Origin of the sequence: Siculibacillus lacustris (genome assembly GCF_004328075.1) — a bacterium.
Taxonomy (GTDB): Bacteria; Pseudomonadota; Alphaproteobacteria; order Rhizobiales; family Ancalomicrobiaceae; genus Siculibacillus; species Siculibacillus lacustris.
This window is the reverse complement of sequence record NZ_SJFN01000027.1, coordinates 23,811-50,640: the sequence shown is the minus strand read 5'-3', so window position 1 is coordinate 50,640 and position 26,830 is coordinate 23,811. Positions and strand designations below refer to the sequence as shown.

The window sequence follows — 26,830 nt, the reverse complement described above, 5'->3', positions numbered from 1 at the left end:
CGGTCTCTCGCCGATTGCAGCACGTCTTCCTCGTGTAGACCAATGTCCGATCGGCCGTGAGCGGGCGTTCGGCGGCGATCTGCCCGACGTCCCGTTTCCGCGCAGACGCCACCCCTCACCGCGCCAACGCCCACAGCCGGTCGAGATCGACGTGGGCCGCCACATGGGCGGCGAGCGCGTCCAATGTCGTTTCGATCCGCGCCTCGAAGGCGAGGTCGGAGGTCGCCGCGCCCCAGCCGGCGAGCAGCGCCGCGCGGGCGCGGTCGTCGGCGAACAGGCCGTGCAGATAGCAGCCGGCGACGCGGCCGTCGCGGCTGACGGCGCCTTCCCTCCGGCCGTCGGCGAGGTGGGCGAAGGGGCGGGCGCGGTCGGGGCCGTCGGTCACCCCGACGTGCATCTCGTAGCCGGCGAGCGGAGCGCCGCCGTCGGCGAGCGTGCCGGCGACGCTCTCGAGGTGCTTGTCGCCGCCGAGCACCGTCGCGACGTCGAGGAGACCGAGGCCGGGGACTTCGGCCGGCGGGCCTTCGAGGCCGTCCGGGTCGGCGACCGCGCGGCCGAGCATCTGGTAGCCGCCGCAGATCCCCAGCACCCGGCCGCCGCGGCGGACGTGGGCGAGGATGTCGATGTCCCAGCCCTCGGCGCGGAGCGCCGCGAGATCGGCGATCGTCGCCTTGGAGCCGGGCAGCAGCACCAGATCGGCCGAGGCCGGGATCGGCTCGCCGCGCCCGAGCATCACCACGCGGACGCCGGGTTCCTGGGTCAATGGATCGAGATCGTCGAAATTGGCGATGTGCGGCAGGCGCGGCACCACCACGGTGAAGGCGCCGGCGCCGGTCGCCCGCCTCGTCTCGAGCACCACCGCGTCCTCGGCCGGCAGGCGGACGGCGTCGCCGAACCACGGGATCAGCCCGAGCGCCGGCCAGCCGGTGCGGTCCTCGACGAAGGTCATGCCGGATGCGAACAGCGCCGGATCGCCGCGGAACTTGTTGACCAGGAAGCCGACGATGCGCGCCGCGTCGGCCGGATCGATCACCGCCTGGGTGCCGACCAGCTGGGCGATGACGCCGCCGCGGTCGATGTCGCCGAGCAGGATCACCGGCACGTCGGCCGATGCCGCGAAGCCCATGTTGGCGATGTCGCCGGCGCGCAGGTTGACCTCGGCCGCACTCCCCGCCCCTTCGACGATCACCAGATCGGCGCCGGCGCGCAGCCGCGCGAAGCTCTCGGCGACGGCCGTTGCGAGATTGGGCTTCCAGGTCTGGAAATCGCGCGCCGCGGCATTGCCGATCACCTTGCCCCGGACCACCACCTGGGCGCCGACGTCGGACTGGGGCTTGAGCAGCACCGGGTTCATGTCGACACTCGGCGGGATCCGCGCGGCGCGCGCCTGCAGCGCCTGGGCGCGGCCGATCTCGCCGCCGTCGGCGGTCACCGCGGCGTTGTTCGACATGTTCTGCGGCTTGAACGGCCGCACCACGAGACCGCGGTCGGCGAAGGCGCGGATCAGTCCTGCGACGATCAACGACTTGCCGACGTCGGAGCCTGTTCCCTGGATCATCAGTGCCTTGGCGTATTTTCCGGAAGTCATCTGTGAGCTACCCCGGTCAGAATTCGATGCCCAACTGCGCCTTCACGCCGGCCGCGAAGTGGTGTTTCACGGCACCCATCTCGGTCACCAGATCGGCGATCGCCAGCAACTCCGGCTTGGCGTTGCGGCCGGTGACGACGATGTGCAGATCGGGCCGGCGGGCGGCGAGGGTCGCCACCACCGCGTCGAGGGGGAGATGGTCGTAGCGCAACGAGATGTTCAACTCGTCGAGGACGATCAGGAAGATCCCCGGATCGGCCATCAGCTCGACCACCTTGTCCCAGGCGCGGGCGGCGGCCGCGACGTCGCGGGCGCGGTCCTGGGTCTCCCAGGTGAAGCCCTCGCCCATGGTGTGCCAGGCGACCAGATCGGGGAATCGCTCGAGCGCGGTGCGCTCGCCGGTCGACCAGGCGCCCTTGACGAACTGCACCACGCCGACCCGGCGGCCGTGGCCGAGGGCGCGGAGCACCAGCCCGAAGGCGGCGGTCGACTTGCCCTTGCCGGGGCCGGTGTGGACGATCAGCAGGCCCTTCTCGGCCACCGTCTTGGACGCCACTTCGGCATCCTGGACGGCCTTGCGCTTGGCCATCTTGGCCTTGTGGCGGTCGTCGTCGTTTCCCTCGGTCATCGTTCCGCTCCGCTCCGTCGTCTCGTCTGAGACCACGGCGGCGGCGGCGGCGCAAGACGTTGCGACACCTTGCCCCGACCCCGGGATGGGCGCGGCCGATGATCACGCGTTGACTCGCGCCCCGATCGCCCCTTATCTCGGACCATCGACGGTCTCTCGGGGTATCCCGAGGGTGAAAAGGGAATGCGGTTCCAAACTCGTCCGCGAGGGAGGAGATGCCGCAGCTGCCCCCGCAACTGTGAGCGGTGAGCGGCGCACCGATATGCCACTGGGGTTTCCCCGGGAAGGCGGTGCGTTCGTGTCTGATCCGTGAGCCAGGAGACCTGCCGTCGACGATCTGCAACCTGAGCCGCCGGCGGGGCGGTGAGAGGACAGCCATGCCCGACGACTCGTCTCCCCGACCCCTCTGTCCGCCCGACGCCCCCCTCGCGGGCGGCCCGACGGCGATTCTGGTCTGCACCAACTGTCGACGCGACGGCGACGACCCCGAGAGCCCGCGCGCCGGGGCGCGGCTGGCCGCGGCCCTGACCGCGGCGGCGGCGACGCGCGGCGGCGAAGCGGGGGCCGTGCGGATCGTGCCGGTCGAATGCCTGTCGGTGTGCAAGCGGCCGGTGACCATCGGCTTTTCGGCGCTCGGCAAATGGACCTATCTCTACGGCGACTTCGGAGCCGACACCGCCGAGGCGATCCTCGACACCGCCGCCCTCTACGGCACGGCTGCCGACGGACTGATCCCGTGGAAGACCCGGCCGGATGCCTTCAAGAAGGGCGTCGTCGCGCGTATTCCGCCGTTCCTCACGGGGGGAGGTGGGGCATGAAGAGGATGCTCGCCGCCACCGCGTTGCGTGACCTCCCCATCCCCGCAGCGCTCGCGGTTGTCGTCACCCTCACCCCGGCGTCCTCTCCCCCCTGGAGGGGGAGAGACAGAGAGGGGGGGCTCGGCGCATCGATTCGGGAAACGCTCGACGTCTGGATTGCCCGCGCGATCGACGCCGTGAAGACCTTTGACGTGGGTGCCCCCCCTCCCTGTCCCTCCCCCTCCAGGGGGGGAGGGAACGACAATCGCGAGCGCGTGAGCACGCCCCGTCTCCGTGGCCCATTCCCTTCTCCCCTCGTGGGAGAAGGTGGCGCGCAGCGCCGGATGAGGGGGCTCGGCCCCGCCACGAACCCGACCCGCGCCCGCTCGGCGACCGCCTCGCCCACCGCTCGCCCGACCGACGCGATCTCGCCCCCCGCCCCGTTCCCCGCCCGCTCCCGGCCTCCGAGGTGACCCCATGAGCCCCTATGCCAAGATCCCGGTGACCATCGTCACCGGCTTCCTCGGAGCCGGCAAGACCACGCTGATCCGCCACCTGATCGCCGCCGCGCACGGCCGCCGACTGGCCCTGATCATCAACGAATTCGGCGACGTCGGGGTCGACGGCGAGATCCTCAAGGCCTGCGGCGCCGACGCCTGCGGGCCCGGGGCGATCGTCGAACTGGCCAACGGCTGCCTGTGCTGCACCGTCGCAGACGACTTCATCCCGGCGATCGAGGCCTTGCTGGCGCTGCCCGAGCGGCCCGAACACATCATCGTCGAGACCTCCGGCCTCGCCCTGCCCAAGCCGCTGATCAAGGCCTTCGACTGGCCGGCGATCCGCACCCGCCTCACCGTCGACGGCGTCGTCGCGGTGGTCGACGGGCGGGCGGTCGCCGACGGCCGCTTCGCCGACGATCCGGCGGCCTCGGCCGCGCAGCGCGCCGCCGACGGGGCGATCGATCACGACAATCCGCTGGAGGAGGTCTACGAGGACCAGTTGCTCGCCGCCGATCTGGTGGTGGTCAACAAGGTCGACCTGCTCGACGCCACCGAACTCGCCGGGCTCGAGGCGACGATCCGGGCGATCCTGCCGCGAGCGGTCAAGTTCGTCGGCGTGACCGAGGGCCGGGTCGATCCGGCGGTGGCGCTCGGCCTGACCGCCGCGGCCGAGGACGATCTCGCCGCCCGGCCGTCCCATCACGAGGTCGAGGGCGACCACGACCACGACGACTTCGAGAGCTTCGTCGTCGAGATCGCCGCGACCAGCGATCCCGAAGCCCTGACCGCGAAACTCGGAGCGATCGCCGCCGATCACGACGTGCTGCGCATCAAGGGCTTCGTCGACGTCGCCGGCAAGGCGATGCGGCTCCTGGTGCAGGGCGTCGGCAGCCGCTTCCGCACCGGTTACGACCGACCCTGGGGCGCCGACGAGGCGCGTCGCGGGCGCCTGGTGGTGATCGGCCGCAAAGGGCTCGATCGGGTCGCCGTGACCGCCGCACTCGGCGGCTGAGGAGAGGTCGATGCATCTCGTCGCCGGCACCTTGCGCACTCTCGACGAGACCGCCGACGCCGTCGACCTCGCGCAGACGCCGGCCGACGTGGCGATGCTGTCCTTCTCCGATTCCGACCTCGCCGTCGCTGCCGCGGTCCACGACGCGGCCGACGGGGCGCTGCCGAGCCTGCGGTTGGCCTCGCTCGCCGACCTGCGCCATCCCTATTCGGTCGACCTGTGGATCGCCTCGGTCGCGGCGCATGCGCGTTTCGTGCTGGTGCGGCTGCTCGGCGGCCTCGACTATTGGCGCTACGGCGTCGAGGAACTGGCCGCGGCGGCGCGCGCCCACGGGGTGACGCTGGCGGTGGTGCCGGGCGACGCGGCGATCGACGAGCGGCTCGATCGGGCCTCGACCTTGCCGGTCGACGACCTGCGCCGACTGTGGCGGTGGTTCCAGGAGGGCGGGCCCGACAACGTCGCCTCGGCGCTGGCTTGGATCGCCGGGCGGATCGGATCGCCCCGGCCCTGGCACGAGCCGCAACCGCTCGCCGCGACCGCCGAGTACCGCGCCGCGCGGCGCGAGGGGGCGGGGCCGACGGCGCTGATCGTGTTCTACCGCTCCTTCGTCGCCGCCGCAGACACCGCGCCGATCGTCGCGCTCGCCGACGCGCTCGCCGCCCAGGGCTTTTCGGTCGTCGCCGACCACGTCACCAGCCTCAAGGATCCGCGGGTGGTGGCGGCGTTGGCCGAGCGGCTCGACCGGCTCGCCCCGGCGATCGTGATCAACACCACGGCCTTTTCGGCGCGGCTCGACGACGGCACCTCGGTGCTCGACCGCGCCGGCGTGCCGGTGCTGCAGGCGTTCCATTCGACCGCGGCGCGGGAGTCGTGGCTCGCCTCGTCGCGCGGTCTGGGGGCGGCCGATCTGGCGATGAACGTGGTGCTGCCGGAGATCGACGGCCGCATCGCCACCCGGGCGATCTCGTTCAAGGGCCGCGAAGCGCGCAGCGACCGCCACCAGTGGCAGCGGCAGGTCCACGTGCCCGACGCCGAGGGCATCGCCGCGGTCGCGGCGCTGGCGCGCGCCTGGGTGCGCCTCGCCGAGACGCCGCGAGCATTGCGCCGCATCGGGCTGGTGGTCTCCGACTATCCGGCCAAGCGCGGGCGCACCGCCTACGCGGTCGGCCTCGACACGCCGGCGAGCCTGGTGGCGATCGCCGAAGACCTCGCCGCCGCCGGCTTCGACGTGCCGCCGCCACCGGAGGCGGCGGTGTTGATGGAAATGTTGGAGGGGCGGGCGGGCGCCGAGGGCGGCGCGGCCGCGGGKGAGGCGCCCGTGCTCGAACGCCCCCCCGCCGCGGCGCCCTTCCCTTCTCCCCTCGTGGGAGAAGGTGGCGCGCAGCGCCGGATGAGGGGGCTCGGCGAAGCCCCGCCCGCCGAGGTCGCGATCGTCGTCCCCTCCCCCCCGGAGGGGGAGGGACAGGGAGGGGGGGAGCCCCCCGCCCCGACATCCGCCGTGAACGACCAAGCGCCGCGCCCCCCCTCTCTGTCTCTCCCCCTCGAGGGGGGAGAGGACGCTGGGGCGAGGGCGATCGGATCATCGACGCCCGCCGCATCGGCCGCCCGAACCCTCCAAGCTGTCGGCTCCGCTCCCCCCCTCCCTGTCCCTTCCCCACAAGGGAGGAGGGAACGAGGGGGCGACGCCAGCGGACGAGAGGCGACCGCGGGTGAGGCGCCCGTGCTCGAATTCGCCGCGGCGCCCTTCCCTTCTCCCCCCGTGGGAGAAGGTGGCGCGCAGCGCCGGATGAGGGGGCTCGGCGACGCCCCGCCCGCCGCGTTGGCGATCGTCGTCCCCTCCCCCCCGGAGGGGGAGGGACAGGGAGGGGGGGAGCCCCCCGCCCCGACGCCCGCCGTGAACGACCAAGCGCCGCGCCCCCCCTCTCTGTCTCTCCCCCTCGAGGGGGGAGAGGACGCTGGGGCGAGGGCGATCGGATCATCGACGCCCGCCGCGTCGGCCACCCTCCCCCTCGCCGCCTACGCCGCCGCCTTCGCAGCGCTCCCCCCGGCCTTCCGCGACCGGGTCACCGCCGCCTGGGGCGATCCCGCCGCCGATCCGGACGTCGCCGACGGGAACTTCCGCTTCGCCGTCGTCGAACTCGGGCGCCTCACCATCGCCGTACAGCCCGATCGCGGCCGGCGCGACGCGCGCAAGGGCGAGTATCACGACACCAACCTGCCGCCGCGCCACGGCTACGTCGCCTTCTATCTGTGGCTCCGCGAGGTCGGGCGGATCGACGCGATGATCCATCTCGGCACCCACGGCACCCTCGAATGGCTGCCCGGCAAGGCCGCGGCGGCGGCCGGCGACTGCGCGCCGACCCTGCTGCTCGGACCGGTGCCGGTGATCTATCCCTTCGTGGTCAACAATCCCGGGGAAGCGGCGCAGGCCAAGCGCCGCATCGCCGCGGTCACCGTCGGCCATCTCMCCCCGCCGCTGATGCGGGCCGGCGCCCATGGCGCGGCGGCCGAGATCGAGGCGCTGCTCGACGAATTCTCCCAGGCCCAGGGGCTCGACGCCCGGCGCGCCCGGCTGATCGCCGCGGCGGTGCTCGACAAGGCCCGCGACAGCGGGCTGGCCGCCGAGAGCGGCATCGCCGAAGGCATGGACCCGGCCGAGGCGCTGGTGCGGCTCGACGCCTGGCTGTGCGACCTCAAGGACGCCCGCATCGGCGACGGCCTGCACGTCTTCGGCCGCGCCGCCTCGCCGGCGCTCGGGGCCGCGGCGGCCGAAACCCTGTCCGAGGGCCTCGATCCGGCGCTGACCGGCGATCTCGCCGAGCGCCTCGCGGCCTGTGCGGCGGCAGAACGAGCCGGGCTGCTCGCCGCCCTCGACGGCCGCTTCGTGGCCCCGGGACCGGCCGGCGCGCTGTCGTCGGGCCGCCTCGACGTGCTGCCGACCGGGCGCAACCTCCATGCCGTCGATCCGCGCGGGGTGCCGACCCGCACCGCCTGGGAGATCGGCCGGCGCACCGCCGACGAGGTGATCGCTCGCTATGTCCAGGACCACGGCGACTGGCCGCAGCGGATCGTGCTCGATCTGTGGGGCTCGGCGACCATGCGCACCGGCGGCGACGATCTCGCCCAGGCCTTCGCGCTGATCGGCGCGCGGCCGGTGTGGGACGCGGCTTCCGCCCGCCTGTCGGGCTTCGAGATCCTCAAGCCGGCGGTGATCGGCCGGCCGCGGGTCGACGTGACGCTGCGCATCTCCGGCCTGTTCCGCGACGTGTTCGAGAGCCAGATCGCCCTCTACGACGACGCGGTGCGGGCGATCGCCGCCCTCGACGAGGACGACGCGACCAATCCCCTCGCCGCCGCGGTGCGCGAAGCCGGCACCGCGCCGGACGCCGGCTGGCGGATCTTCGGGGCGGCGCCGGGCGCCTATGGCACCGGCCTGTCGGTGACCCTGGCGACCGGCGGCTGGGACAGCCGCGACGATCTCGGGATGCGCTATCTCGCGGCCTCCGCCCATGCCTTCGGCCGCGACGCCGCCGGCATCGCCGCGCCGGAGGCCTTCGCCGACCGGGTCGCGGCGGCCGACGCCTTCGTCCACGTCCAGGACATGGTGGGGCAGGACGTGCTCGATTCCGACGCCTTCGCCGAACACGAGGGCGGATTCGCCGCCGCCGCGGCCAGCCTCGGCGCGACCCCGGCGCTCTATCATGCCGACACCACCCGGCGCGACCGCCCCGCCGTGCGCAGCCTCGCGCAGGAGATCGCCCGCGTCGTGCGCTCGCGCGCCGCCAATCCGCGCTGGCTCGCCGGGCAGATGCGCCACGGCCACCGCGGCGGCGCCGAGATCGCCGAGACGGTCGCCAACCTCGTCGCCTTCGCGGCGATGACCGATGCGGTGACCACCACCGCCTTCGATCTGGCGTGGGACGCCACCCTCGGCGACGACGCGGTGCGCGCCTTCCTGATCGAGGCCAACCCGCGCGCCGCCGCCGCCGTCGCCGCGAGTTTCGAGACGGCGCTGTCGCGCGGCCTGTGGGCGAGCCGACGCAATTCGGTCGCCGGCCGCATCGGCGAAACCCTGGAGGCCACCGGATGACCCGTTCCGATCACCCCGATCCCGCCCTGGTGCGCGGCTGGTGCCCCGGCGCCCGCCGACCGATGGAGAGCGGCGACGGTTTCCTCGTCCGCCTGCGCCTGTCGGGCGGGGTGATGTCGGCGACGCTCGCCGGCGACGTCGCCGATCTCGCGCGCCGCCTCGGCAGCGGCCTGATCGACCTGACCCAGCGCGCCAACCTGCAGATCCGCGGCGTCGCCGCCGGCGACGTCGACGAGTTGATCGGCGAACTCGACGCCCTCGGGGTGATCGACCCGGACGCGGCGAGCGAAGCGGTGCGCAACATCGTGGCGAGCCCGCTCGCCGGCCTCGATGCGAGCGCGCCGATCGACGGGCGCGCCCTGACCCATGCGCTCGAGGCGGCGCTGGTCGCGGATCCGGCGCTCCACGCCCTGCCGCCCAAGTTCGGCTTCGTGGTCGACGACGGCGGCCGCTGCGGCCTCGGCGACGTCGCCGCCGACGTGCGCCTGACCGGGCTCGCGACGCCCGAGGGACCGCGGGTGCTGATCTCGATCGCCGACCGACCGGGTCATGCCCGGCCGATCGCCGTCGTCGCGGTCGGCGAGGCGGCGCCCAGCGCCGTCGCGCTCGCCCGCGCCGTGGTGCGGTTGCGCGCCGACCTCGCGGAGACGCCGCGGCGGATGCCGGAGCTGATCGCCCGGGTCGGCCTCGACGCGCTGCTCGCGGCGGCGGGCTTCGGTGCGGCGATGGCCGAAGTCGCCACCTTGCCGCGACCCGGCGGCGCGAACGCCGTACTCGGCGACCATACCGCCGGCCCGGTCGGTTTCCTCGGCCTCGGCGCGCCCTATGGCCGGCTGACCGCCGACCGGCTGGCGCTGATCGGCGATCTCGCCGGCGAGCGCGGTTCGGGCGAACTCAGATTGACGCCGTGGCGGGCGGTGCTGATCCCCGGTATCGCGCCGGAGAAGATGGGCCGCATCCGCCCCTGGCTGACCGCCGCGCAGTTCATCACCAGCGCCGACGATCCACGTCTGGCGGTGGTCACCTGCGCCGGATCGAGCGGCTGTCGCAACGGCGGCCGCGACACCCGCGCCGATGCCGAGCGGCTGGCCGGCCTCGCCCGCCGCCTCGCCCCCGGCGGCACGACGCTGCATCTCTCCGGCTGCGAGAAGGGCTGCGCCCGGCCCGGCCCGACGCCGATCACCCTCACCGCCCGCGGCGATCGCTACGACCTGATCCGCGACGGCCGCGCCTGGGACGCGCCGTGGCTCGCCGGCCTGACCCTCGACGAGGCGGCTTCGGCGCTCGCCGATCTCGCCCCGTTCTGACCCTCCCGCCCTCTTCGGAGTCCCGTCCCGTGGTCCACGTGCCCTCCCCCGCCTCTCCCCCCGCCCCCCGCGACTACGTGCGCGACGGCGCGGCGATCTACGAGCGGTCGTTCCGCATCATCCGTGCCGAAGCCGATCTCGGCCGCTTCGTCGATCCGGTCGAGGAGCGCACCGCGGTGCGCATCGTCCATGCCTGCGGCATGGTCGAGATCGTCGCCGATCTGGTGTTCACCCCCGGCGCCTGTGCCGCCGCCGCCGCGGCGCTCGCCGCCGGCGCGCCGATCCTGTGCGACGCCGAGATGGTGGCGCGCGGCGTGACGCGGTCGCGCCTGCCGGCCGACAATCGGGTGATCTGCACCCTCGGCGATCCCGGCGTCGCGGCGCTCGCGGCCCTCCTCGGCACCACCCGCTCGGCCGCGGCGATGGAACTGTGGCGGCCGCATCTCGCCGGATCGGTGGTGGCGATCGGCAATGCCCCGACCTCGCTGTTCCGCCTGCTCGAGCTGATCGACTCCGGCGCCGGCCTGCCCGCCGCGGTGATCGGCATGCCGGTCGGCTTCGTCGGCGCCGCCGAATCGAAAGAGGCACTCCTCACCGACGGGCGGGTGCCGGCGCTGGTGGTGCGCGGCCGCAAGGGCGGCAGCGCCATGACCGCCGCGGCGCTCAACGCCCTCGCCTGTGAAAGGGAATGACCATGGCCCTCGATCTCGCACCCGCCGCCCCGGCGACCGGGACCTTCCACGGCGTCGGCCTCGGGCCGGGCGATCCCGATCTGGTCACCGTCCGGGCGGTGAAGATCATCGAGCGCACCCCGGTGGTGGCGTTCTTCTCCAAGAAGGGCCGCCGCGGCCACGCCCGCACCATCGCCGATCCGTGGATCGGGCCGGACAAGGTCGAACTGGCATTGCCCTATCCGATGACCACCGAGACCCATTTCGGCGAGGAGCGCTACATTTCCTCGCTCGGCGCCTTCTACGAGGAGAGCGCCGCGCGCATCGCCGAGGAACTCGACGGCGGCCGCGACGTGGCGCTGATCTGCGAGGGCGACCCGATGTTCTACGGGTCGTTCATGCACCTGCACCTGCGCCTCAAGGACCGCTATCCGACCGCCGTCACCCCCGGGGTCACCGGCATGGCCGGCTGTTGGGCAGCCGCCGGGCTGGCCATGACCTGGGGCGACGACGTGCTGTCGGTGCTGCCCGGCACCCTCGACGAGGAGGCGCTGGTCGCCGGTCTGCACGGCTGTCAGGCGACGGTGGTGATGAAGCTCGGCACCAACTTCGCCAAGGTCCGCCGGGCGATCGATCGAGCCGGCCTGCTGGCGCGAGCGACCTACGTCGAGCGCGGCACCATGGCCGGGCAAACGGTGGTGCCGCTCGCCGACAAACTCGACGACAGCGCCCCCTATTTCTCGCTGATCCTGATCCCCGGCGAAGGACGTCGGCCATGACCGTCCGCCCCCCTCCCGGCCGCCTGCGGGTGATCGGCACCGGCCCCGGCCCCCTCGCCTGGATGACCCCGGAGACCGCGGCGATCCTGGCGGAAGCGACCGACCTCGTCGGTTATGCCGCCTATGTGGCGCGCTGCCCGCCGCGCGACGGCCAGATCCGCCACGAGAGCGACAACCGCGTCGAGATCGAGCGCGCCCGCCATGGTTTGGAACTGGCCGCGGCCGGCCGCGACGTGGCGGTGGTCTCGGGCGGCGACCCCGGCGTCTTCGCCATGGCGGCGGCGGTGATGGAGGCGATCGACCGGGGTGAAGCGGCGTGGCGCCGCCTCGACGTCTCGGTCCATCCCGGCGTCTCGGCGATGCAGGCCGCCGCCGCCGCGGTCGGGGCGCCGCTCGGCGCCGACTTCTGCGCGATCTCGCTGTCCGACAATCTCAAGCCCTGGGAGGTGGTGATCCGGCGGCTGACCACGGCGGCGGCGGCCGACTTCGTGATCGCCCTCTACAATCCGAAGTCGCTCGCCCGCCCGCGCAAGATCTTCGAGGCCTTCGACGCCCTGCGCGCCGTGCGGGCGCCCGACACGGTGGTGATCCTGGCGCGCGCCGTCGGCCGGCCCGATCAGCGGCTGATCGTCACGACGCTGGCCGACGCCGATCTCGACCTCGTCGACATGGCGACCTGCGTGATCCTCGGCAATTCCGAGACGCGGGTGATCGCGCGGCCCGACGGGCGGGCGCCCTGGGTCTATTCGCCGCGCTCGGTCGGCACTTCGGAGGGCGGACGATGAGCCTCGACGAACGCGAGCACGGCCGCGACGCTGTGGACGACCGGCACGTCGGGACGCGCCGGCGGCTGGACGATCACCACCGGCAGGCCGAGTTCGCGCGCCGCGACGATCTTGGCCTTGGTGGCGGTGCCGCCCGAGTTCTTGGTCACCACCACGTCGATCTGCGCGGCGGTCATCAGGGCGCGCTCGGCGGCGAGATCGAAGGGTCCGCGGTCGAACAGCAGGACATGGTCGGGCAGCCCGTCGAGATCGCCGGGATGATCGATGGTGCGGATCACGTAATGGTGCTGCGGCGCCACCTCGAAGGCGGCGAGGCCGAGCCGGCCGGTGGTCAGCAGCACCCGGCGCGGCGTCTCGCCGATCGCCCGCGCCGCGGCGTCGAGATCGCCGACCTCGATCCAGCGGTCGCCCGATTCGCGCTGCCACGGCGGACGCGACAGGGCGACCAAGGCCACCCCGGTCTCGGCGGCGGCCGCGGCGGCATGACGCGACATCTGCGCGGCGAAGGGATGAGTGGCGTCGACCAGCACGTCGACCCGCTCGGCCCGCAACCACTCGACCAGACCGGCGACGCCGCCGAACCCGCCGATTCGCGTCGGAATCGGCTGGGCCGCCGGCGCCTCGGTGCGGCCGGCCAGCGACAGCGTGGCGTCGAGATCGGGACGGGCGGCGAGCGCCCGGGCGAGCGCGCTCGCCTCCGTCGTGCCGCCCAGGACCAAGATCCGCATGTCATCCTCCGGGAGATCGCATCATGACCGAACCCCGCACCCCACATCCGTGGCTGGCGATCCTCGGACTCGGCGAGGACGGGCTCGACGGACTGTCTCCTGCCGCACGTCGGCTGCTCGATCAAGCGGAACTGGTGGTCGGCGGTAAACGCCATCTCTCTCTGATCGGCGACGTCGCCGCCGAGAAGCTCGCCTGGCCGGTGCCGCTGACCGACGCCTTCCCGGCGATCCTCGCCCGCCGCGGCCGGCCGGTGGCGGTGCTGGCCTCGGGCGACCCCTTCTCCTACGGGGTCGGCTCGCTGATCGCCCGCGAAGTGTCGCCGGCCGAATACGTGACGATTCCGGCCCCCTCGGCCTTCTCGCTGGCCGCCAGTCGGGTCGGCTGGGCGGTGCAGGACTGCGCGCTGGTGACCCTGCACGGCCGCGCCTTCGAAAAGATCGTGCCCCATCTCCAGCCCGGGCGGCGGATCCTGGTGCTGTCCTGGGACGGCACCACGCCGGGGCGGCTCGCCGCCCATCTGGTCGCCTCCGGCATGGGCCGCTCGCGGCTGATCGTGCTCGAGGCGATGGGCGGCATGCGCGAGCGGGTCCATGCCGGCACTGCCGCCGACTTCGACCGGGTCGATCTCGATCCGCTCAACACCGTGGCGATCGAGGTGGTCGCCGACGCCGGCGCCCGGGTGCTGCCGCGGAGCCCCGGCCTCCCCGACGCCTATTTCGACAACGACGGCCAGATCACCAAGCGCGAGATCCGCGCCGTGACCCTGGCCAAACTCGCCCCGCGCCACGGCGAACTCCTGTGGGACGTCGGCGCCGGCACCGGCTCGATCGCGGTCGAATGGATGCTCGCCGATCCCGCCAACCGGGCGGTGGCGATCGAGCCGCGGCCCGACCGCACCGCGCGGATCGCCCGCAACGCCGCCGCCTTCGGCGTGCCCGATCTGGTGATCGTCGAGGGCTGGGCTCCGGCGGCCCTCACCGGCCTGCCGACTCCGGACGCGATCTTCCTGGGCGGCGGCGGTTGCGACGCCGAGCTGATCGACCTGTGCCGGACACAGCTGGCGCCGGGCGGGCGGCTGGTCGCCAATGCTGTGACGCTGGAGACCCAGGCCGAGGTCTTCGCCCATCACGCCCGCCTCGGCGGCGAGTTGGTCCAGATCTCCATCGCCCGCGCCGCGCCGCTGGGGAGTTTCCGCGGCTTCCGCCCGGCGATGCCGATCGTCCAGTGGTGTTGGGAGAAGGCGGGTGCGCCGAGCGGTGGACGACCTGGGGACGACTTCGCGAAAACGCTGGACGCGCCTGTGGACGAGGTCGGGGACGAACCTGTGGACGACCCCGGGGAAAACCCTGGGGACGGCCGGGGGACGACGCGGTGACCGCGGGGCGGTTCCTGGCGGTCGGCATCGGCTGTCGCACCGGCGTCTCGGGCGAGGCGATCGCCGCGCTGGTCGAGCGGGCGCTGGCCGCGGCGGATGCGCCCGCCCTGCCGGCGGCGCTGTTCACGGTGGTCGACAAGGTCGGCGAGGCGGGGATCGGCGAGGCGGCGGTGCGTCTCGGCCTGCCCCTGGTGCATCTGCCGCGGGCGGCGCTGGCCGCGGTCGCCGATCGGGTGACGACGCGGTCGGAGCGGGTGGTGGAGCTGTTCGGGGTGCCGGCGATCGCCGAAGGCGCGGCGCTGGCCGGCGCGGGGCGCGGCAGCCGGCTGGTGGTCGAACGGATGGCGGAAGCGGGCGCGACGGTGGCGGTGGCGATCGGCGGCGCGACGGAGGAGACGACATGACGGTCCATTTCATCGGCGCCGGCCCGGGCGCCGCCGATCTGATCACGGTGCGCGGGCGCGATCGGCTCGCCGCCGCCGACGTGGTGCTGTGGGCGGGATCGATCGTCTCCAGGGACGTGCTGGTCCATGCCCGTCCCGACGCCCGCATCGTCGACACCGCGCCCTTGTCGCTCGACGAGATCGAGGCGGAATTCGTGCGCGCGGAAAGCGACGGCCACGACGTGGCGCGGCTGCAGTCGGGCGATCTGTCGGTGTGGAGCGCGATGGGCGAGCAGATCCGCCGGTTGGAACGGCTCGGCATCCCCTACACGGTGACGCCGGGGGTGCCGTCCTTCGCGGCCGCCGCGGCGGTGCTCGGGCAGGAACTGACCCTGCCCGAGGTGGCGCAGTCGGTGGTCCTGACCCGCACTTCGGGACGGGCCTCGTCGATGCCGCCGACCGAGACGCTGGCCGCCTTCGCCGCGACCCGCGCGACGCTGGCGATTCATCTGTCGATCCACGTCGTCGATCGGGTGGTCGCCGAACTCACGCCCTTCTACGGCGCGGACTGTCCGGTGGCGGTGGTGTTCCGCGCCACCTGGCCCGACGAACGGGTGATCCGCGCGACGCTGGGCACGATCGAGGCGGCGCTCGCCGCCGACCCGATCGAACGCACCGCGCTGATCCTGGTCGGCCGTGCGCTGGCGGCCGATCTGGTGCGGGAGTCCTCACTCTACGACCCGACCTATCAGCGGCGCTTCCGCGGGCGCGACGACCGTGCCGAGTGAACCGTCACAGCCAGCCTTCGGGATCGTCGATCGGCTTGGCGTCGAGCGCCTTGAGCAGGCCGCGCACCGCGCGGAACAGGCTCCAGATGCCCACCGCGATCAGCACCAGGAGGCCGATGCCGACGAAGGACAGCACGAAGCCGATGATCCCGGCGATCAGCGAGATCCAGAAGGTCCGGATCGCCGAGGTGATGTGGCTCGCGTAGACCGTCCCGGCGACGTCGCCCCGCTTCAGGTAGGCGACGATCAGGCCGACGATCCCGGCGATGCCGACGGTCACCGCGCCGCCGAGGTAGAGGGCCCAGACGACGATCGCCCAGGTCTTGGGAGAGGCCGGCGAAGACGCATCGGGGGTTGGGGTGTAGGACATCGAAGCCTCCGGCAATGGACGAATATCAACGCCCGTCACAATGAGGGCGGCTCGGACGGCTGTCCAGCGGTGGGGGCCGCGCTCCGCGCAGAAATCCGTAGGGAAATCTGCGGTTCAGGCGCCGCGCGACGCCACGTCCCGAAAACCCGTCGAGGCGACCAGTCCGCCCTGACGGTCGAACACCGCCACTTCGAGCGCGATCGGCGCGTCGCCGAGCAATTTGGCGGCGGTCGCCCAGGCGGCCGCGGCGATCGGGCCGCCGAGATCGAAGCCGTCCGCGCGGGCGATCTCCAGCACCTCGAGCGCCGAATTGGCGCTCCGCACCCGCTCGACGGTCGCTTGCGTCGCGCCGCCGTCGGCGGCGATCCGCGCCAGGAATTCGTGGTCGACCGATCCGCGCTTGGAGTGGAGATCGGCCATCCCCTGCGCCAGCTTGACCATCTTGGCGATGCCGCCGGCCACCGTGACGCGGGCGACCGGATGGCTGCGCAGGTACTTCAACATGCCGCCGACGAAGTCGCCCATGTCGATCATCGCCACGTCGGTGAGCCCGTGCAGCGCCTGGACCGCGAGTTCGCTGGTGTGGCCGGTGGCGCCCGCGACATGGGAGAGGCCGCAGGCCCGCGCCACGTCGATGCCGCGGTGGATCGAGTGGATCCAGGCCGAGCAGGAGAAGGGCACGACGATGCCGGTGGTGCCGAGCACCGACAGGCCGCCGACGATGCCGAGCCGCGGATTGAGGGTCTTCAGCGCCAGACTCTCGCCGTCGACGATGGCGATCTCGACCTCGGCGTCCGGGGCGATGCCGGCTTCCGCCGCGACCTCGGCGATCGCCGCCGAGATCATGGCGCGCGGTACCGGATTGATCGCCGGTTCGCCGACCCCGATCGGCAGGCCGGGGCGGGTCACCGTGCCGACGCCGCGCCCGGCGCGGAAGGTCGTGCCCGCGCCCGGGGCACCGCGGCAAACGGTCGCGACGATCAGCGCGCCGTGGGTGACGTCGGGATCGTCGCCGGCGTCCTTGACCACGCCGGCGCGGGCAAAGCCGTCGCCGCGCTCCTGAGTGGCCAGCGCGAAGGCCGGACGGCCGCCGCCGGGCAGGGCGATCTCCACCGGATCGGGGAAGTCGCCGAGGATCAGCGCCCGCCACGCCGCCTTGGCCGCGGCGGTGGCGCAGGCACCGGTGGTCCAGCCGCGGCGCAGGTCCGCGGGGGCCGGATCATTGGTCGGAGGAAGGTCGTCAATCATGTCGCGAGTTGGTATCTGAACCGCCGGCGACGTCAACGGAAGGATGTACGATGATCGATCTCGGACCGCTGACGCGGCATCTGCCGGAGTTCGTGCCGGGCAGCGTGTGGCTGGTCGGCGCCGGCCCGGGTGACCCCGGCCTGCTCACCGCTCGGGCGATCCATGCCTTGGCGACCGCCGACGTGCTGGTCTACGACGCCCTGGTCGGCCCCGACATCGTCGCCCTGGTACGTCCCGATGCCGAGCGCGAATTCGCGGGCAAGCGCGGCGGCAAGCCTTCGGCCAAGCAGCGCGACATCACCGAGCGGCTGATCGAACTGGCGCGCCAGGGCAAACGGGTGCTGCGGCTCAAGGGCGGCGATCCCTTCGTGTTCGGGCGCGGCGGCGAGGAGGCGCTCGCTCTGCATCAGGCCGGCGTGCCGTTCCACGTCGTCCCCGGCATCACCGCCGGCCTCGGCGGCCTCGCCGCCGCGGGCATCCCGGCGACCACCCGCGACACCAATCAGGCGATCGTGCTGATGACCGGCCATTACGCCGTCGAGGGCCCGGAAGCGACCGACTGGGCGGCCTTCGTGCGGACCGGGGCGCCCCTGGTCCTCTACATGGCGATGAGCAATCTGCCGGCGATCGTCGCGGCCTTCACCGCCGCCGGGCTTCCCCCCGACACGCCGATGGGCTTCGTGACCCGCGCCACCACGCCCGACCAGAAGGTGCTGGTGACCACCCTGGCCGGGGCGATCGAGGACACCGCGCTCGCCGGCATCGAGGCGCCGACCATCACCGTGGTCGGCTCGATCGTGCCGCTGCGCGCCGCCCTCGGCTACGGCGACGGCCGGCCATGACCCCTCCCCCCGCCGTTCCTCGCGGTCTTCTGGTGGCGGCGCTGCGCTCGGGCAGCGGCAAGACCACCGTGACCCTCGGACTGATGCGGGCGCTGGCGCGACGCGGCCTCGCCGTGTCCGGCGCCAAATGCGGCCCCGACTATATCGATCCGGCCTTCCACGGCGCCGCGACCGGACGGCCGAGCCTCAATCTCGACAGTTGGGCGATGCCGCCGGCGCTGCTCGCCGGGCTGGCGCGCCAGGCGGCGGTCGGCGCCGATCTGGTGGTGGTCGAAGGACTGATGGGCCTCCTCGACGGGGTCGGCGACACGCCCGGCCGCAGCGGCGCCAGTGTCGACGTCGCCCGCGCCCTCGGCCTGCCGCTGGTGCTGGTGCTCGACGTCTCCGGCCAGTCGCAGTCGGCGGCGGCGGCGGTGGCCGGTATCCGGGTGCTGGCGCCGGATCTGGCGATCGCCGGGGTGATCCTCAACCGGGTCGGCTCGGAGCGGCACGTCCGTTTGGTGACCCAGGCGATGACGGCGATCGGCGTCGAGGTGCTCGGCGCGCTGCCGCGGCGGCCGGATCTGGTGCTGCCGGAGCGCCATCTCGGTCTGGTCCAGGCCGAAGAGACCGCCGATCTCGCGGCGATCCTCGACCGCCTCGCCGATTTCGCCGAGGCCCATCTGGCGATCGACCGGGTGATCGCGTGCGCCGCGCCGCTCGGCGCCCCGGATCCCTCGGGCGGGCGGCCACTGCCGCCGCCGGGCGCGCGCATCGCGGTGGCGCGCGACGCCGCCTTCACCTTCCTCTATCCCCATCTCCTGCTCGGCTGGCGGGCCGCCGGGGCGGAGATCGTCCCCTTCTCGCCGCTCGCCGACGAGGCGCCGCCGGACGATTGCGACGTGTGCTGGCTGCCCGGCGGCTATCCGGAACTCCACGCCGGACGCCTCGCCGCGGCGACGGGCTTCCGCGCCGGGCTCGCCCGCTTCGCCGAGACCCGGCCGGTGCACGGCGAGTGCGGCGGCTACATGGTGCTCGGGCGCACGCTGACCGACGCTGCCGGCACCGTCCATCCGATGGCCGGCCTCCTCGACGTCGCCACCTCCTTCGCGACGCGGCGGATGACTCTCGGCTATCGCTCGGTCGAACTCCTCGCCGACGGAATTCTGGGCCGCGCGGGGCAACGCCTCGCCGGCCACGAGTTCCACTACGCCACGGTGATCGATGCCGGGGGCGACCCGCCCTTCGCGCTCGCCGCCGACGTCCACGGCGGCGCTTCCGTGGCGACCGGCGCTCGGCGCGGGCGGGTCACCGGCAGCTTCTTCCATGTGATCGCCGGCGCCTGAGGTCGATCTCGCCGCGTCCGTCACGGCGGTTGTGTGATTCTGCGGATTGCGGGGCGCGCCGCGGACCTGCGAGCACTGGGCCTCCCATGCGCGACGAGGCCGAAGACATGGAACGCGATCTGATGAACGTGGCGACCCCTGGTCCCGAGGCGGCCCAGATCGAGACGGCGATCGTGCGGATGGTGCGCCGCTTCTATGCGGGATGGACCGATGATGCGCTGCTGGCGCCGATCCTGGCGGCTCTGCCCGAGCCCGAGGCCCATCTGGCGGTGATCGTCGACTTCTGGTCGCGCCAACTGCTCGGCACCGAACGCTACCAGGGCAAGCCGTTCCCGCCGCACTGGGCGCTGAAGATCGAGCCCGCCCATTTCGACCGCTGGATGGCGCTGTTCGCCGAGGCCGCCCGCGCCGAACTGCCGGCCGACACCGCCGAACAGGCGATCACCAAGGCCGGGCACATGAGCGTCGCCTTCCAGGCCGGGCTGTTTCCGTTGCGCGGCCCCGACGGCCGACCGATGCGCCTGCCGCACTGACCCGGCGCCGTGGGCATAAAAAAAGGCCGCCTTGCGGCGGCCCAAGTCTAGGGAGGAAACGCCCAAGGAGGGCCGTGGCCGACGCCGGAGCGCCGATCACCTTCCCAATATAATGCTGCACCGCGAAATGGCAATGCAAAAATTCCGAAAGTCGAAGAATCCGAGTCAAACGGCCCGGCCGGCGCCTCTCGCGAACGCCCGTCACCCCGACGCCGACCGAGTGGAGGCGATGCACGACCCGAGGACGCGCCGAGTCGGCGGTGACGCCCGGTAAGGTATTCCGTGTGGCGGTGAACTGAAATTATTGTGCGACACTTGGAATTACACGGACCTTCGACAAAAGAGTTCTACGAGAGACCACCACGTCGAGGCCATTCGAACGAATTGTTAACCGCTTCGACGCCAATTCTGTTGCATCGATCCCGACGATTTTGCCCGGATGCGCTGCCCATGGCTCAGAAGATTGTTCCAACGAACCGCGAGGTGACGTTCGCCCCCGACGAGATCATCGTCTCCAAGACCGATCTCAAGGGGAAGATCACCTATGCGAACCGTACCTTTTCCAAGGTCTGCGGCTATTCCCGCGCCGAACTGATGGGGGCACCACACTCGATCATCCGCCATCCCGACATGCCGCGGGCGGTGTTCAAGCTGTTGTGGGATCGGCTCGCCGAAGAGAAGGAAGTCTTCGCCTACGTCAAGAACATGACCCGCTGGGGCGACTATTATTGGGTGTTCGCCCATGTCACGCCGTCCTACGACGATCAGGGTCGGGTGGTCGGCTATCACTCCAATCGCCGGGTCCCGGAACAGCGCATCGTTCGGGACGTGATGGAGCCGGTCTATGCCGGATTGCTGGCGACCGAAGCCTCCTATTCGAGCGCCAAGGAGGGCCTCAAGGCCTCCTATGCGCAGCTCACGGACCTCGTGAAGTCGAAGGCGACCAGCTATGACGAACTCATCTTTTCGCTCTGAGGCGGTGGCGCCGGGCGTCGCGGCGCTCCTCGGCGTGGCCGTCGCGGCGGCCGGGGTCGCCTGGGGATCGACACTCGCGACCTGGATCGGGCTGGCGCTGGCGGCGCTCGGCGGCACGGCGGCGCTGGTCCTCGGGGCCCGCACCGGCGCCGGCATCGACCGGGCGATCGCGGTGTGCAACGGCTTGGCGCGCGGCGACTTCGAGACCCGCAATCTGGTGTTCGACCAGCGCGGGGCGATCGGCGAACTCACCGAAGCGATCAACGACATGGCCGACCATCTCGACGCCTTCGTGCGCGAATCGAGCGCGGCGATGGATGCCGTCCGCCACAACCGCTACTACCGCCGCATCCTGCCGCACGGCATGCACGGGGCGCTGCTCCGGGCCTCGGAGACCATCAACGAAGCGACCGACCGCATCGAGGAGCGGGTCGAGGCCTTCAACGTCTCGACCGAGGACTTCGGCGCGGCGATCAACACCATCGTCGAGACCCTGACCGCCGCCTCCCACGGCATGGGCGACGCCGCCACCCGGATGGGCGACGGCGCCGGCACCACCGACCAGCGCGCCGTCGCGGTGGTCGAGGCCTCGCAGGCCGCCACCACCGACGTCCAGGCGGTGGCCGAGGCCGCCGCCCGCCTGACCGCCTCGGCGCGCGGCATCGGCGGCGAGATCGAACGCTCCGCGACCATCGCCCGCGCCGCCGTCGACCGCGCCGAAGAGACCGGCCGCATCGTCTCCGGCCTCGCCGCGGCGGCCGAGAAGATCGGTCTGGTCACCGGCCTGATCGACCAGATCGCCCATCAGACCAACATGCTCGCCCTCAACGCCACCATCGAGGCGGCGCGCGCCGGCGAGGCCGGACGCGGCTTCGCGGTGGTCGCCGCCGAGGTCAAGGGCCTCGCCGACCAGACCGCGCGGGCCACCGGCGAGATCACCCGCCACATCGGCGAAGTGCAGACCGCGACCCGCGCCGCGGTCCAGTCGATCGAGGGCATCGGCGGCACGATCGCCGAGATCGACGCGATCACCGGCGAGATCCGCCGCTCGATCGGCGGCCAGATCACCGCCACCAACGACATCGCCCACAACGTCGATTCGGTGCTCGAAGGCACCCGTGGGGTCACCCGCAACATCCAGGGGATCAGCGGCATCGCCCGCGAGACCGTCGATCTCGCCCAGGGCCTGCGCGACACCTCCGGCTCGATCTCCATCGAGGGCGGACGCCTCGCCGAGACGGTGCGCGACTTCCTGGTGTCGCTGCGCCAGGGCCCGCTCGACCGCCGCCACGCCACCAACGGCCGGGTGCCGGCCGGCCACGACATCGAGGTCCATCGCGGCGGCCGCGTCGACGAGGGGGTGTGCGTCGACGTCTCCCTCACCGGTGCACGAATCGCCGGCGCCGCCACCAACCTCGCGGTCGGCACCGAAGTTCGGCTGTCCGGCGAACCGGGCGTGCTGATCCCGGGCGTGGTCAAATGGGTCAAGGACGGCGAATTCGGAGTCGAATTCCGCACCGCCGACCTGTCGGAGGCGGCGATCGGCCGTCTGCGCCGACTGGTCGAGCAGGACCGCGCCGCCTGACCGTGAGAGGGCGGTTCGCAAAAATATGTCCGGATGCGGGCGTGACGCAGCGCAGCAGTTCGTGCAGAAATATATGGCGGCCGGGTTTGCTCCCGGCCGTCGTTCGTTTCTCCGATCCACGGGTCCCCCCATGCAGCGCGCGTCCCTGCCCCTCCGCCTCGCCCTCTCCGTCGCCTTGCTGACGGGCGTTTGCGGTACCTCGGCCCTGGCCCAGAGCGCCGGCGGTCCGCCGCCCGCCCCGCCGGTCCAGGTCGCGGCGCCGGTGGTCAAGGACATCCAGGAGACCCTGTCGTTCACCGGCCGCTTCGACGCGATCCAGACCGTCCAGGTCAAGGCGCGGGTGGCGGGCTATCTCCAGTCGATCGCCTTCGCCGAAGGCAGCTTCGTCCACAAGGGCGACCTCTTGTGTACCATCGATCCGCGCCCCTATCAGGCGGCGGTCGATCAGGCGATCGCGGCGGTGACCGTGTCGGAGACGACGCTGCAGTTCGCCACCTCCGATCTCGAACGCGCCACCCAGTTGCAGAAGACCGGCAACATCACCGATCAGCTGTTCGATCAACGCCGTCAGGCCTTCCTGCAGGCGCAGGCGCGGGCGGTCGGCGACAAGGCGGCGCTGGCGGCGGCCAAACTGAACCTCGAATTCACCGAGATCCGCGCGCCGATCGACGGCCGGATCTCGCGTCGCCTCGTCTCGGAGGGCAACCTGATCGGCGCCGCCGACACGCTGCTGACGACGATCGTCGCGGCCGATCCGATCGACTTCTATTTCGATCTCGACGAGGCGACCTTCCTGGCGCTCGAGCGGGTGGCGGTCGAAGGCGGCACCAAGGCGTCGATCGTCGGCCTCAAGGGCGCGGTGGCGACCACCGACGAGAGCGAGCCGAAGCGGCAGGCGGTGGTCGACTTCTTCGACAACCGCGTCGATCAAGCCTCGGGCACGATGCGCCTGCGCGCCAAGGTACCGAATGCCGACCTGTTCCTGACCCCCGGCCTGTTCGGCAAGATCCGCCTGCCGATGGGCGGCCTGCACCGCGGCGTGCTGATCCCCGACGAGGCGATCGCCTCCGACCAGACCCGCCGCATCGTCTATGCGGTCGCCACCGACGGCACGGTGACGCCGAAGCCGGTCGTCCCGGGCGCCAAGATCGACGGCTACCGGCTGATCCGCTCGGGCCTCGACGGATCCGAGACGATCGCCGTCAACGGCCTCGTGCGCATCCGCCCGGGCGTCAAGGTGACGCCGCAGCGCGTCGAACTGCCGCCGGTCAAGGCCAACTGAGAAGAGGCGACCCCGCATGCGTTTCGCCCATTTCTTCGTCCGGCGGCCGATCTTCGCGTCGGTCCTGTCGATCCTGATGGTGATCGTCGGCTCGCTCGCCTTCGTGTCGCTGCCGGTCGCCCAATATCCCGAGATCGCCCCGCCGACCATCGTGGTCCGCGCCTCCTATCCCGGCGCCGATTCCGAGACCGTCGCCGGCACCGTCGCCACACCGATCGAGGAGCAGATCAACGGCGTCGAGGACATGCTCTACATGTCCTCCTACTCGTCGGCCGACGGGTCGATGCAGCTGACCATCACCTTCCGGCTCGGCACCGACCTCAACAAGGCGCAGGTGCTGGTCCAGAACCGGGTGGCGATCGCCCAGCCGCGCCTGCCCCAGGCGGTGCAGCAACTCGGCGTCACCACCACCAAGTCGTCGCCCGACTTCCTGCTGGTCGTGACGATGTACTCGCCCGACAACACCCTCGATCCGCTCTACGTGTCGAACTATGCCCGCGCCAACGTCCGCGACCAGCTGTTGCGGCTCGACGGCGTCGGCGACGTGCAGATCTTCGGCGAACGTCTCTATGCGCTGCGCGTCTGGCTCGATCCCGACCGGCTGGCGAGCCTCGGGCTCACTGCCGACGACGCGGTCCAGGCGGTCAAGGCACAGAACGTCCAGGTCTCCTCGGGCACCCTCGGCGGCCAGCCGGCGCCCAAGGACAATGCCTTCGAGATGGTGGTCCGCACCCAGGGCCGCTTCCAGGAGGCCGCGCAGTTCGAGCAGGTGATCGTCCGCTCGACGCCCGACGGGCGGGTGATCCGCCTCAAGGACGTCGCCCGCGTCGAGATCGGCGCCCAGAGCTACACCAACGCCTCGTCCTTCGACGGGCGCACCGCGGTGTCGCTCGGCGTGTTCCAGCGGCCCGGCACCAACGCGCTCGACGCGGCCAAACAGGTCCAGGTGACCATGGCCGACATCGCCCGGGGCTTCCCTGGCGGGCTCGCCTACGCGATTCCGTTCAACCCGACCGAATACATCCAGGCCTCGGTCGACGAGGTCTACAAGACCCTGGCCGAGGCGCTGGCCCTGGTCGTCGTCGTGGTGATCGTCTTCCTGCAGTCGTGGCGCACCGCGATCATCCCGGTATTGGCGATCCCCGTGTCGCTGATCGGCACCTTCGCGGTGCTGGCGGCGATGGGCTATTCGCTCAACACCCTGACCCTGTTCGGCCTGGTGCTGGCGATCGGCATCGTCGTCGACGACGCCATCGTCGTGGTCGAGAACGTCGAGCGCAACATCGCCACCGGCATGCGGCCGCGCGACGCCGCCCACACCACCATGGACGAGGTCGGCACGGCGATCGTCGCGATCTCGCTGGTGCTCGCCGCGGTGTTCATCCCGGCGGCCTTCGTGTCGGGCATCACCGGTCAGTTCTATCGCCAGTTCGCGGTCACCATCGCGGTGTCGACGATCATTTCGGCGCTCAACTCGCTGACCCTGTCGCCGGCGATGGCGGCGCTGCTCCTGCAGCCGCACGACCTCGACCACGCCCCCCGCACGTTCGTCGGGCGGACCACCCGGTGGCTGGCGGACGGCTTCAACCGCGGCTTCGACCACGTCGCCAACGGCTATGCCGCGAGCGTCGGCTTCGTGGTGCGCTGGCGCTATCTGGCGCTGGTGGTCTATGCCGGGTTGATCGGCGGCACGGTGTGGTTCGCCCAACACCTCGCCACCGGCTTCATCCCGGCCCAGGATCAGGGCTATGCGCTGGTCATCCTGCAGTTGCCCGACGGCGCCTCGCTGACCCGGACGCAGGAAGTGATCTCGCGCGCCGGACGTCTGGTGCGCGAGGTCGAGGGCGTCGCCCATACGATCGAAGTGGCCGGCGTCAATGCCGCGACCTTCACCCCGTCGTCGAACGGCGCGGTGCTGTTCGCGCCCTACAAGTCCTTCGACGAACGCCTGCCGGCGGGGCAGACCTCGGACGTCATCGTCGCGGCGATCAAGGCCAAGCTGGCGCCGATGCAGGAGGCCTTCTCGGTCGCCGTGCCGCCGCCGCCGGTGCGCGGCCTCGGCAACCAGGGCGGCTTCAAGCTGCAGATCCAGGAGAAGGATTCGGCCGACATGCGCCGCATCCTCGGCCTGACCTATCAGATGATGGGCATGGCGGCGCAGGACCCCGATCTGCGCGGGGTGTTCACCACCTTCACCGCCTCGACGCCGCAGGTCTATGTCGAGATCGACCGCACCAAGGCGCAGATGCTGAACGTGCCGATCGGCGCGGTTTTCGATGCCCTCCAGGAGAATCTCGGCACCGCCTACATCAACGACTTCAACGCCTTCGGCCGGGTCTATCAGGTTCGCGCCCAGGCCGACGACCGCTTCCGCCTGTCCAAGGACGACATCTCGCAGCTCAAGGTGCGCTCGAGCTCCGGCGCCCTGGTGCCGCTCGGCACGGTGGTCAGCATCCGCGACGTCGCCGGACCCTCGCTGATCCAGCGCTACAACATGTACACCTCGGTGCCCTTGCAGGGCAGCGCGGCGCCGGGCGTGGCGTCGAGCGTCGGCCTCGACAAGATCGAGGCGATCGCCCAGAAGGTGCTGCCGCCCGGCACCGGCTTCCAATGGACCGAACTCGCCTACCAGGAGAAGCTCGCGGGATCCTCGACCATCGCCATCTTCGGCCTGTCGGTGGTGTTCGTGTTCCTGCTGCTCGCGGCTCAGTACGAGAGTTGGGCGCTGCCCCTGTCGATCATCCTGATCGTGCCTCTCAGCGTCGGCGCGGCGCTGGCCGGGGTGATGTGGCGCGGCATGGACAACAACATCCTGACCCAGGTCGGCCTGATCGTGCTGGTCGGGCTCGCCGCCAAGAACGCCATCCTGATCGTCGAATTCGCTTCCGAGGGCGAGGTCCAGCACCGCAACGGCCCGGTCGCGGCGGTGATCGAGGCCTGTCGACTGCGTCTGCGGCCGATCCTGATGACCGCCTTCGCCTTCATCCTCGGCGTCGTGCCGCTGGTGATCGCCGTCGGCCCCGGCGCCGAGATGCGCCAGGCCTTGGGCACCGCGGTGTTCTCGGGGATGATCGGGGTGACCTTCTTCGGTCTGTTCCTGACGCCGGTGTTCTACGTGACGATCCGCAAGACCCTCGGCTGGTTCCGCACCCGCGCCAAGCGCCGGGCGGTGTCCGAGGCCAATGCCCGCGAGGCGGCGAAGGAGGCGTGAGCCCCCTCCCCGCCGGGCGCACCACGG

At 72.0% G+C, this 26,830-nt stretch carries 22 protein-coding genes and 1 riboswitch; of the genes, 17 read left to right on the top strand and 5 right to left on the bottom strand.

Annotated elements, in window-relative coordinates; genetic code table 11:
- Positions 1-115 precede the first annotated feature (115 nt).
- Together EYW49_RS16530 and cobO are read right to left on the bottom strand one after the other, a co-directional pair.
- Positions 116-1,588, bottom strand: coding sequence for a cobyric acid synthase (locus tag EYW49_RS16530; protein ID WP_228259649.1), 1,473 nt, complete (start codon positions 1,586-1,588; stop codon positions 116-118).
- A gap of 16 nt (positions 1,589-1,604) precedes the next feature.
- The gene (gene cobO / locus EYW49_RS16525; protein WP_131310729.1) at positions 1,605-2,216 is read right to left on the bottom strand and encodes a cob(I)yrinic acid a,c-diamide adenosyltransferase; all 612 of its coding nucleotides are present in this window, start codon (positions 2,214-2,216) and stop codon (positions 1,605-1,607) included.
- Between the two features lie 132 nt (positions 2,217-2,348).
- A riboswitch (cobalamin riboswitch) is annotated at positions 2,349-2,561 on the top strand.
- Between the two features lie 32 nt (positions 2,562-2,593).
- On the opposite strand from cobO, the gene EYW49_RS16520 reads away from it, so the two are divergent.
- The 7 genes from EYW49_RS16520 to cobJ all read left to right on the top strand — a co-directional run bounded on the left by EYW49_RS16520 (position 2,594) and on the right by cobJ (position 12,157).
- A complete protein-coding gene (locus EYW49_RS16520; protein WP_131310728.1) occupies positions 2,594-3,034 on the top strand; it encodes a DUF1636 family protein in 441 nt (146 codons plus the stop codon).
- A gap of 456 nt (positions 3,035-3,490) precedes the next feature.
- Positions 3,491-4,525: a cobalamin biosynthesis protein CobW gene (cobW, locus tag EYW49_RS16515; protein WP_131310727.1), complete on the top strand. Its 1,035-nt coding sequence runs from the start codon at positions 3,491-3,493 to the stop codon at positions 4,523-4,525.
- A gap of 10 nt (positions 4,526-4,535) precedes the next feature.
- Complete coding sequence (locus tag EYW49_RS16510; protein WP_165498296.1) at positions 4,536-8,615, top strand: cobaltochelatase subunit CobN; 4,080 nt, start codon at positions 4,536-4,538, stop codon at positions 8,613-8,615.
- Positions 8,612-9,922 (top strand): precorrin-3B synthase, encoded by a 1,311-nt coding sequence (gene cobG / locus EYW49_RS16505; RefSeq protein ID WP_131310726.1) that lies wholly within the window; start codon positions 8,612-8,614, stop codon positions 9,920-9,922. Before EYW49_RS16510 ends, cobG begins: the two co-directional genes overlap by 4 nt.
- A gap of 29 nt (positions 9,923-9,951) precedes the next feature.
- On the top strand, positions 9,952-10,614 hold the full coding sequence (locus tag EYW49_RS16500) for a precorrin-8X methylmutase (RefSeq protein ID WP_228259648.1): 663 nt from the start codon (positions 9,952-9,954) through the stop codon (positions 10,612-10,614).
- Between the two features lie 2 nt (positions 10,615-10,616).
- Positions 10,617-11,372 (top strand): precorrin-2 C(20)-methyltransferase, encoded by a 756-nt coding sequence (locus EYW49_RS16495; protein ID WP_407695479.1) that lies wholly within the window; start codon positions 10,617-10,619, stop codon positions 11,370-11,372.
- The gene (cobJ, locus tag EYW49_RS16490; protein WP_131310724.1) at positions 11,369-12,157 is read left to right on the top strand and encodes a precorrin-3B C(17)-methyltransferase; all 789 of its coding nucleotides are present in this window, start codon (positions 11,369-11,371) and stop codon (positions 12,155-12,157) included. The genes EYW49_RS16495 and cobJ overlap by 4 nt, the downstream gene beginning before the upstream one ends.
- Here cobJ and EYW49_RS16485 read toward each other — a convergent pair.
- The gene (locus tag EYW49_RS16485) at positions 12,115-12,885 is read right to left on the bottom strand and encodes a cobalt-precorrin-6A reductase (protein ID WP_165498295.1); all 771 of its coding nucleotides are present in this window, start codon (positions 12,883-12,885) and stop codon (positions 12,115-12,117) included. The two genes, cobJ and EYW49_RS16485, sit on opposite strands and share 43 nt — an antisense overlap.
- Positions 12,886-12,908: 23 nt before the next feature.
- On the opposite strand from EYW49_RS16485, the gene cbiE reads away from it, so the two are divergent.
- The 3 genes from cbiE to cobM are packed head-to-tail and all read left to right on the top strand — an operon-like array spanning position 12,909 to position 15,432.
- Entirely contained in the window at positions 12,909-14,261 is a 1,353-nt protein-coding gene (cbiE, locus tag EYW49_RS16480) for a precorrin-6y C5,15-methyltransferase (decarboxylating) subunit CbiE (RefSeq protein WP_131310723.1), read from the top strand.
- Complete coding sequence (locus EYW49_RS16475; protein ID WP_228259647.1) at positions 14,258-14,665, top strand: cobalamin biosynthesis protein; 408 nt, start codon at positions 14,258-14,260, stop codon at positions 14,663-14,665. Before cbiE ends, EYW49_RS16475 begins: the two co-directional genes overlap by 4 nt.
- Positions 14,662-15,432 (top strand): precorrin-4 C(11)-methyltransferase, encoded by a 771-nt coding sequence (gene cobM, locus EYW49_RS16470; protein ID WP_131310722.1) that lies wholly within the window; start codon positions 14,662-14,664, stop codon positions 15,430-15,432. The genes EYW49_RS16475 and cobM overlap by 4 nt, the downstream gene beginning before the upstream one ends.
- Positions 15,433-15,436: 4 nt before the next feature.
- Here the strand turns inward: cobM and EYW49_RS16465 are convergent, their stop codons facing one another.
- Both EYW49_RS16465 and EYW49_RS16460 read right to left on the bottom strand, forming a co-directional pair.
- On the bottom strand, positions 15,437-15,802 hold the full coding sequence (locus EYW49_RS16465; RefSeq protein WP_131310721.1) for a DUF4870 family protein: 366 nt from the start codon (positions 15,800-15,802) through the stop codon (positions 15,437-15,439).
- Positions 15,803-15,916: 114 nt separating this feature from the next.
- On the bottom strand, positions 15,917-17,050 hold the full coding sequence (locus tag EYW49_RS16460; protein WP_131310720.1) for a cobalt-precorrin-5B (C(1))-methyltransferase: 1,134 nt from the start codon (positions 17,048-17,050) through the stop codon (positions 15,917-15,919).
- Positions 17,051-17,100: 50 nt separating this feature from the next.
- Here EYW49_RS16460 and cobA point away from each other — a divergent pair, with 50 nt between their 5' ends.
- The 7 genes from cobA to EYW49_RS16425 all read left to right on the top strand — a co-directional run bounded on the left by cobA (position 17,101) and on the right by EYW49_RS16425 (position 26,803).
- Positions 17,101-17,892, top strand: a complete 792-nt coding sequence (cobA, locus tag EYW49_RS16455; RefSeq protein ID WP_131310719.1) for a uroporphyrinogen-III C-methyltransferase — start codon at positions 17,101-17,103, stop codon at positions 17,890-17,892.
- On the top strand, positions 17,889-19,217 hold the full coding sequence (locus EYW49_RS16450) for a cobyrinate a,c-diamide synthase (RefSeq protein ID WP_131310718.1): 1,329 nt from the start codon (positions 17,889-17,891) through the stop codon (positions 19,215-19,217). The genes cobA and EYW49_RS16450 overlap by 4 nt, the downstream gene beginning before the upstream one ends.
- A gap of 107 nt (positions 19,218-19,324) precedes the next feature.
- Positions 19,325-19,750, top strand: a complete 426-nt coding sequence (locus tag EYW49_RS16445; protein ID WP_228259646.1) for a group III truncated hemoglobin — start codon at positions 19,325-19,327, stop codon at positions 19,748-19,750.
- A gap of 450 nt (positions 19,751-20,200) precedes the next feature.
- Complete coding sequence (locus EYW49_RS16440) at positions 20,201-20,725, top strand: PAS domain-containing protein (RefSeq protein WP_131310717.1); 525 nt, start codon at positions 20,201-20,203, stop codon at positions 20,723-20,725.
- Positions 20,700-22,310 (top strand): methyl-accepting chemotaxis protein, encoded by a 1,611-nt coding sequence (locus EYW49_RS16435; RefSeq protein ID WP_131310716.1) that lies wholly within the window; start codon positions 20,700-20,702, stop codon positions 22,308-22,310. Before EYW49_RS16440 ends, EYW49_RS16435 begins: the two co-directional genes overlap by 26 nt.
- Positions 22,311-22,440: 130 nt before the next feature.
- Positions 22,441-23,592: an efflux RND transporter periplasmic adaptor subunit gene (locus EYW49_RS16430; RefSeq protein ID WP_131310715.1), complete on the top strand. Its 1,152-nt coding sequence runs from the start codon at positions 22,441-22,443 to the stop codon at positions 23,590-23,592.
- Between the two features lie 16 nt (positions 23,593-23,608).
- Positions 23,609-26,803, top strand: a complete 3,195-nt coding sequence (locus tag EYW49_RS16425; protein WP_131310714.1) for an efflux RND transporter permease subunit — start codon at positions 23,609-23,611, stop codon at positions 26,801-26,803.
- The last annotated feature ends 27 nt before the right edge of the window (positions 26,804-26,830 follow it).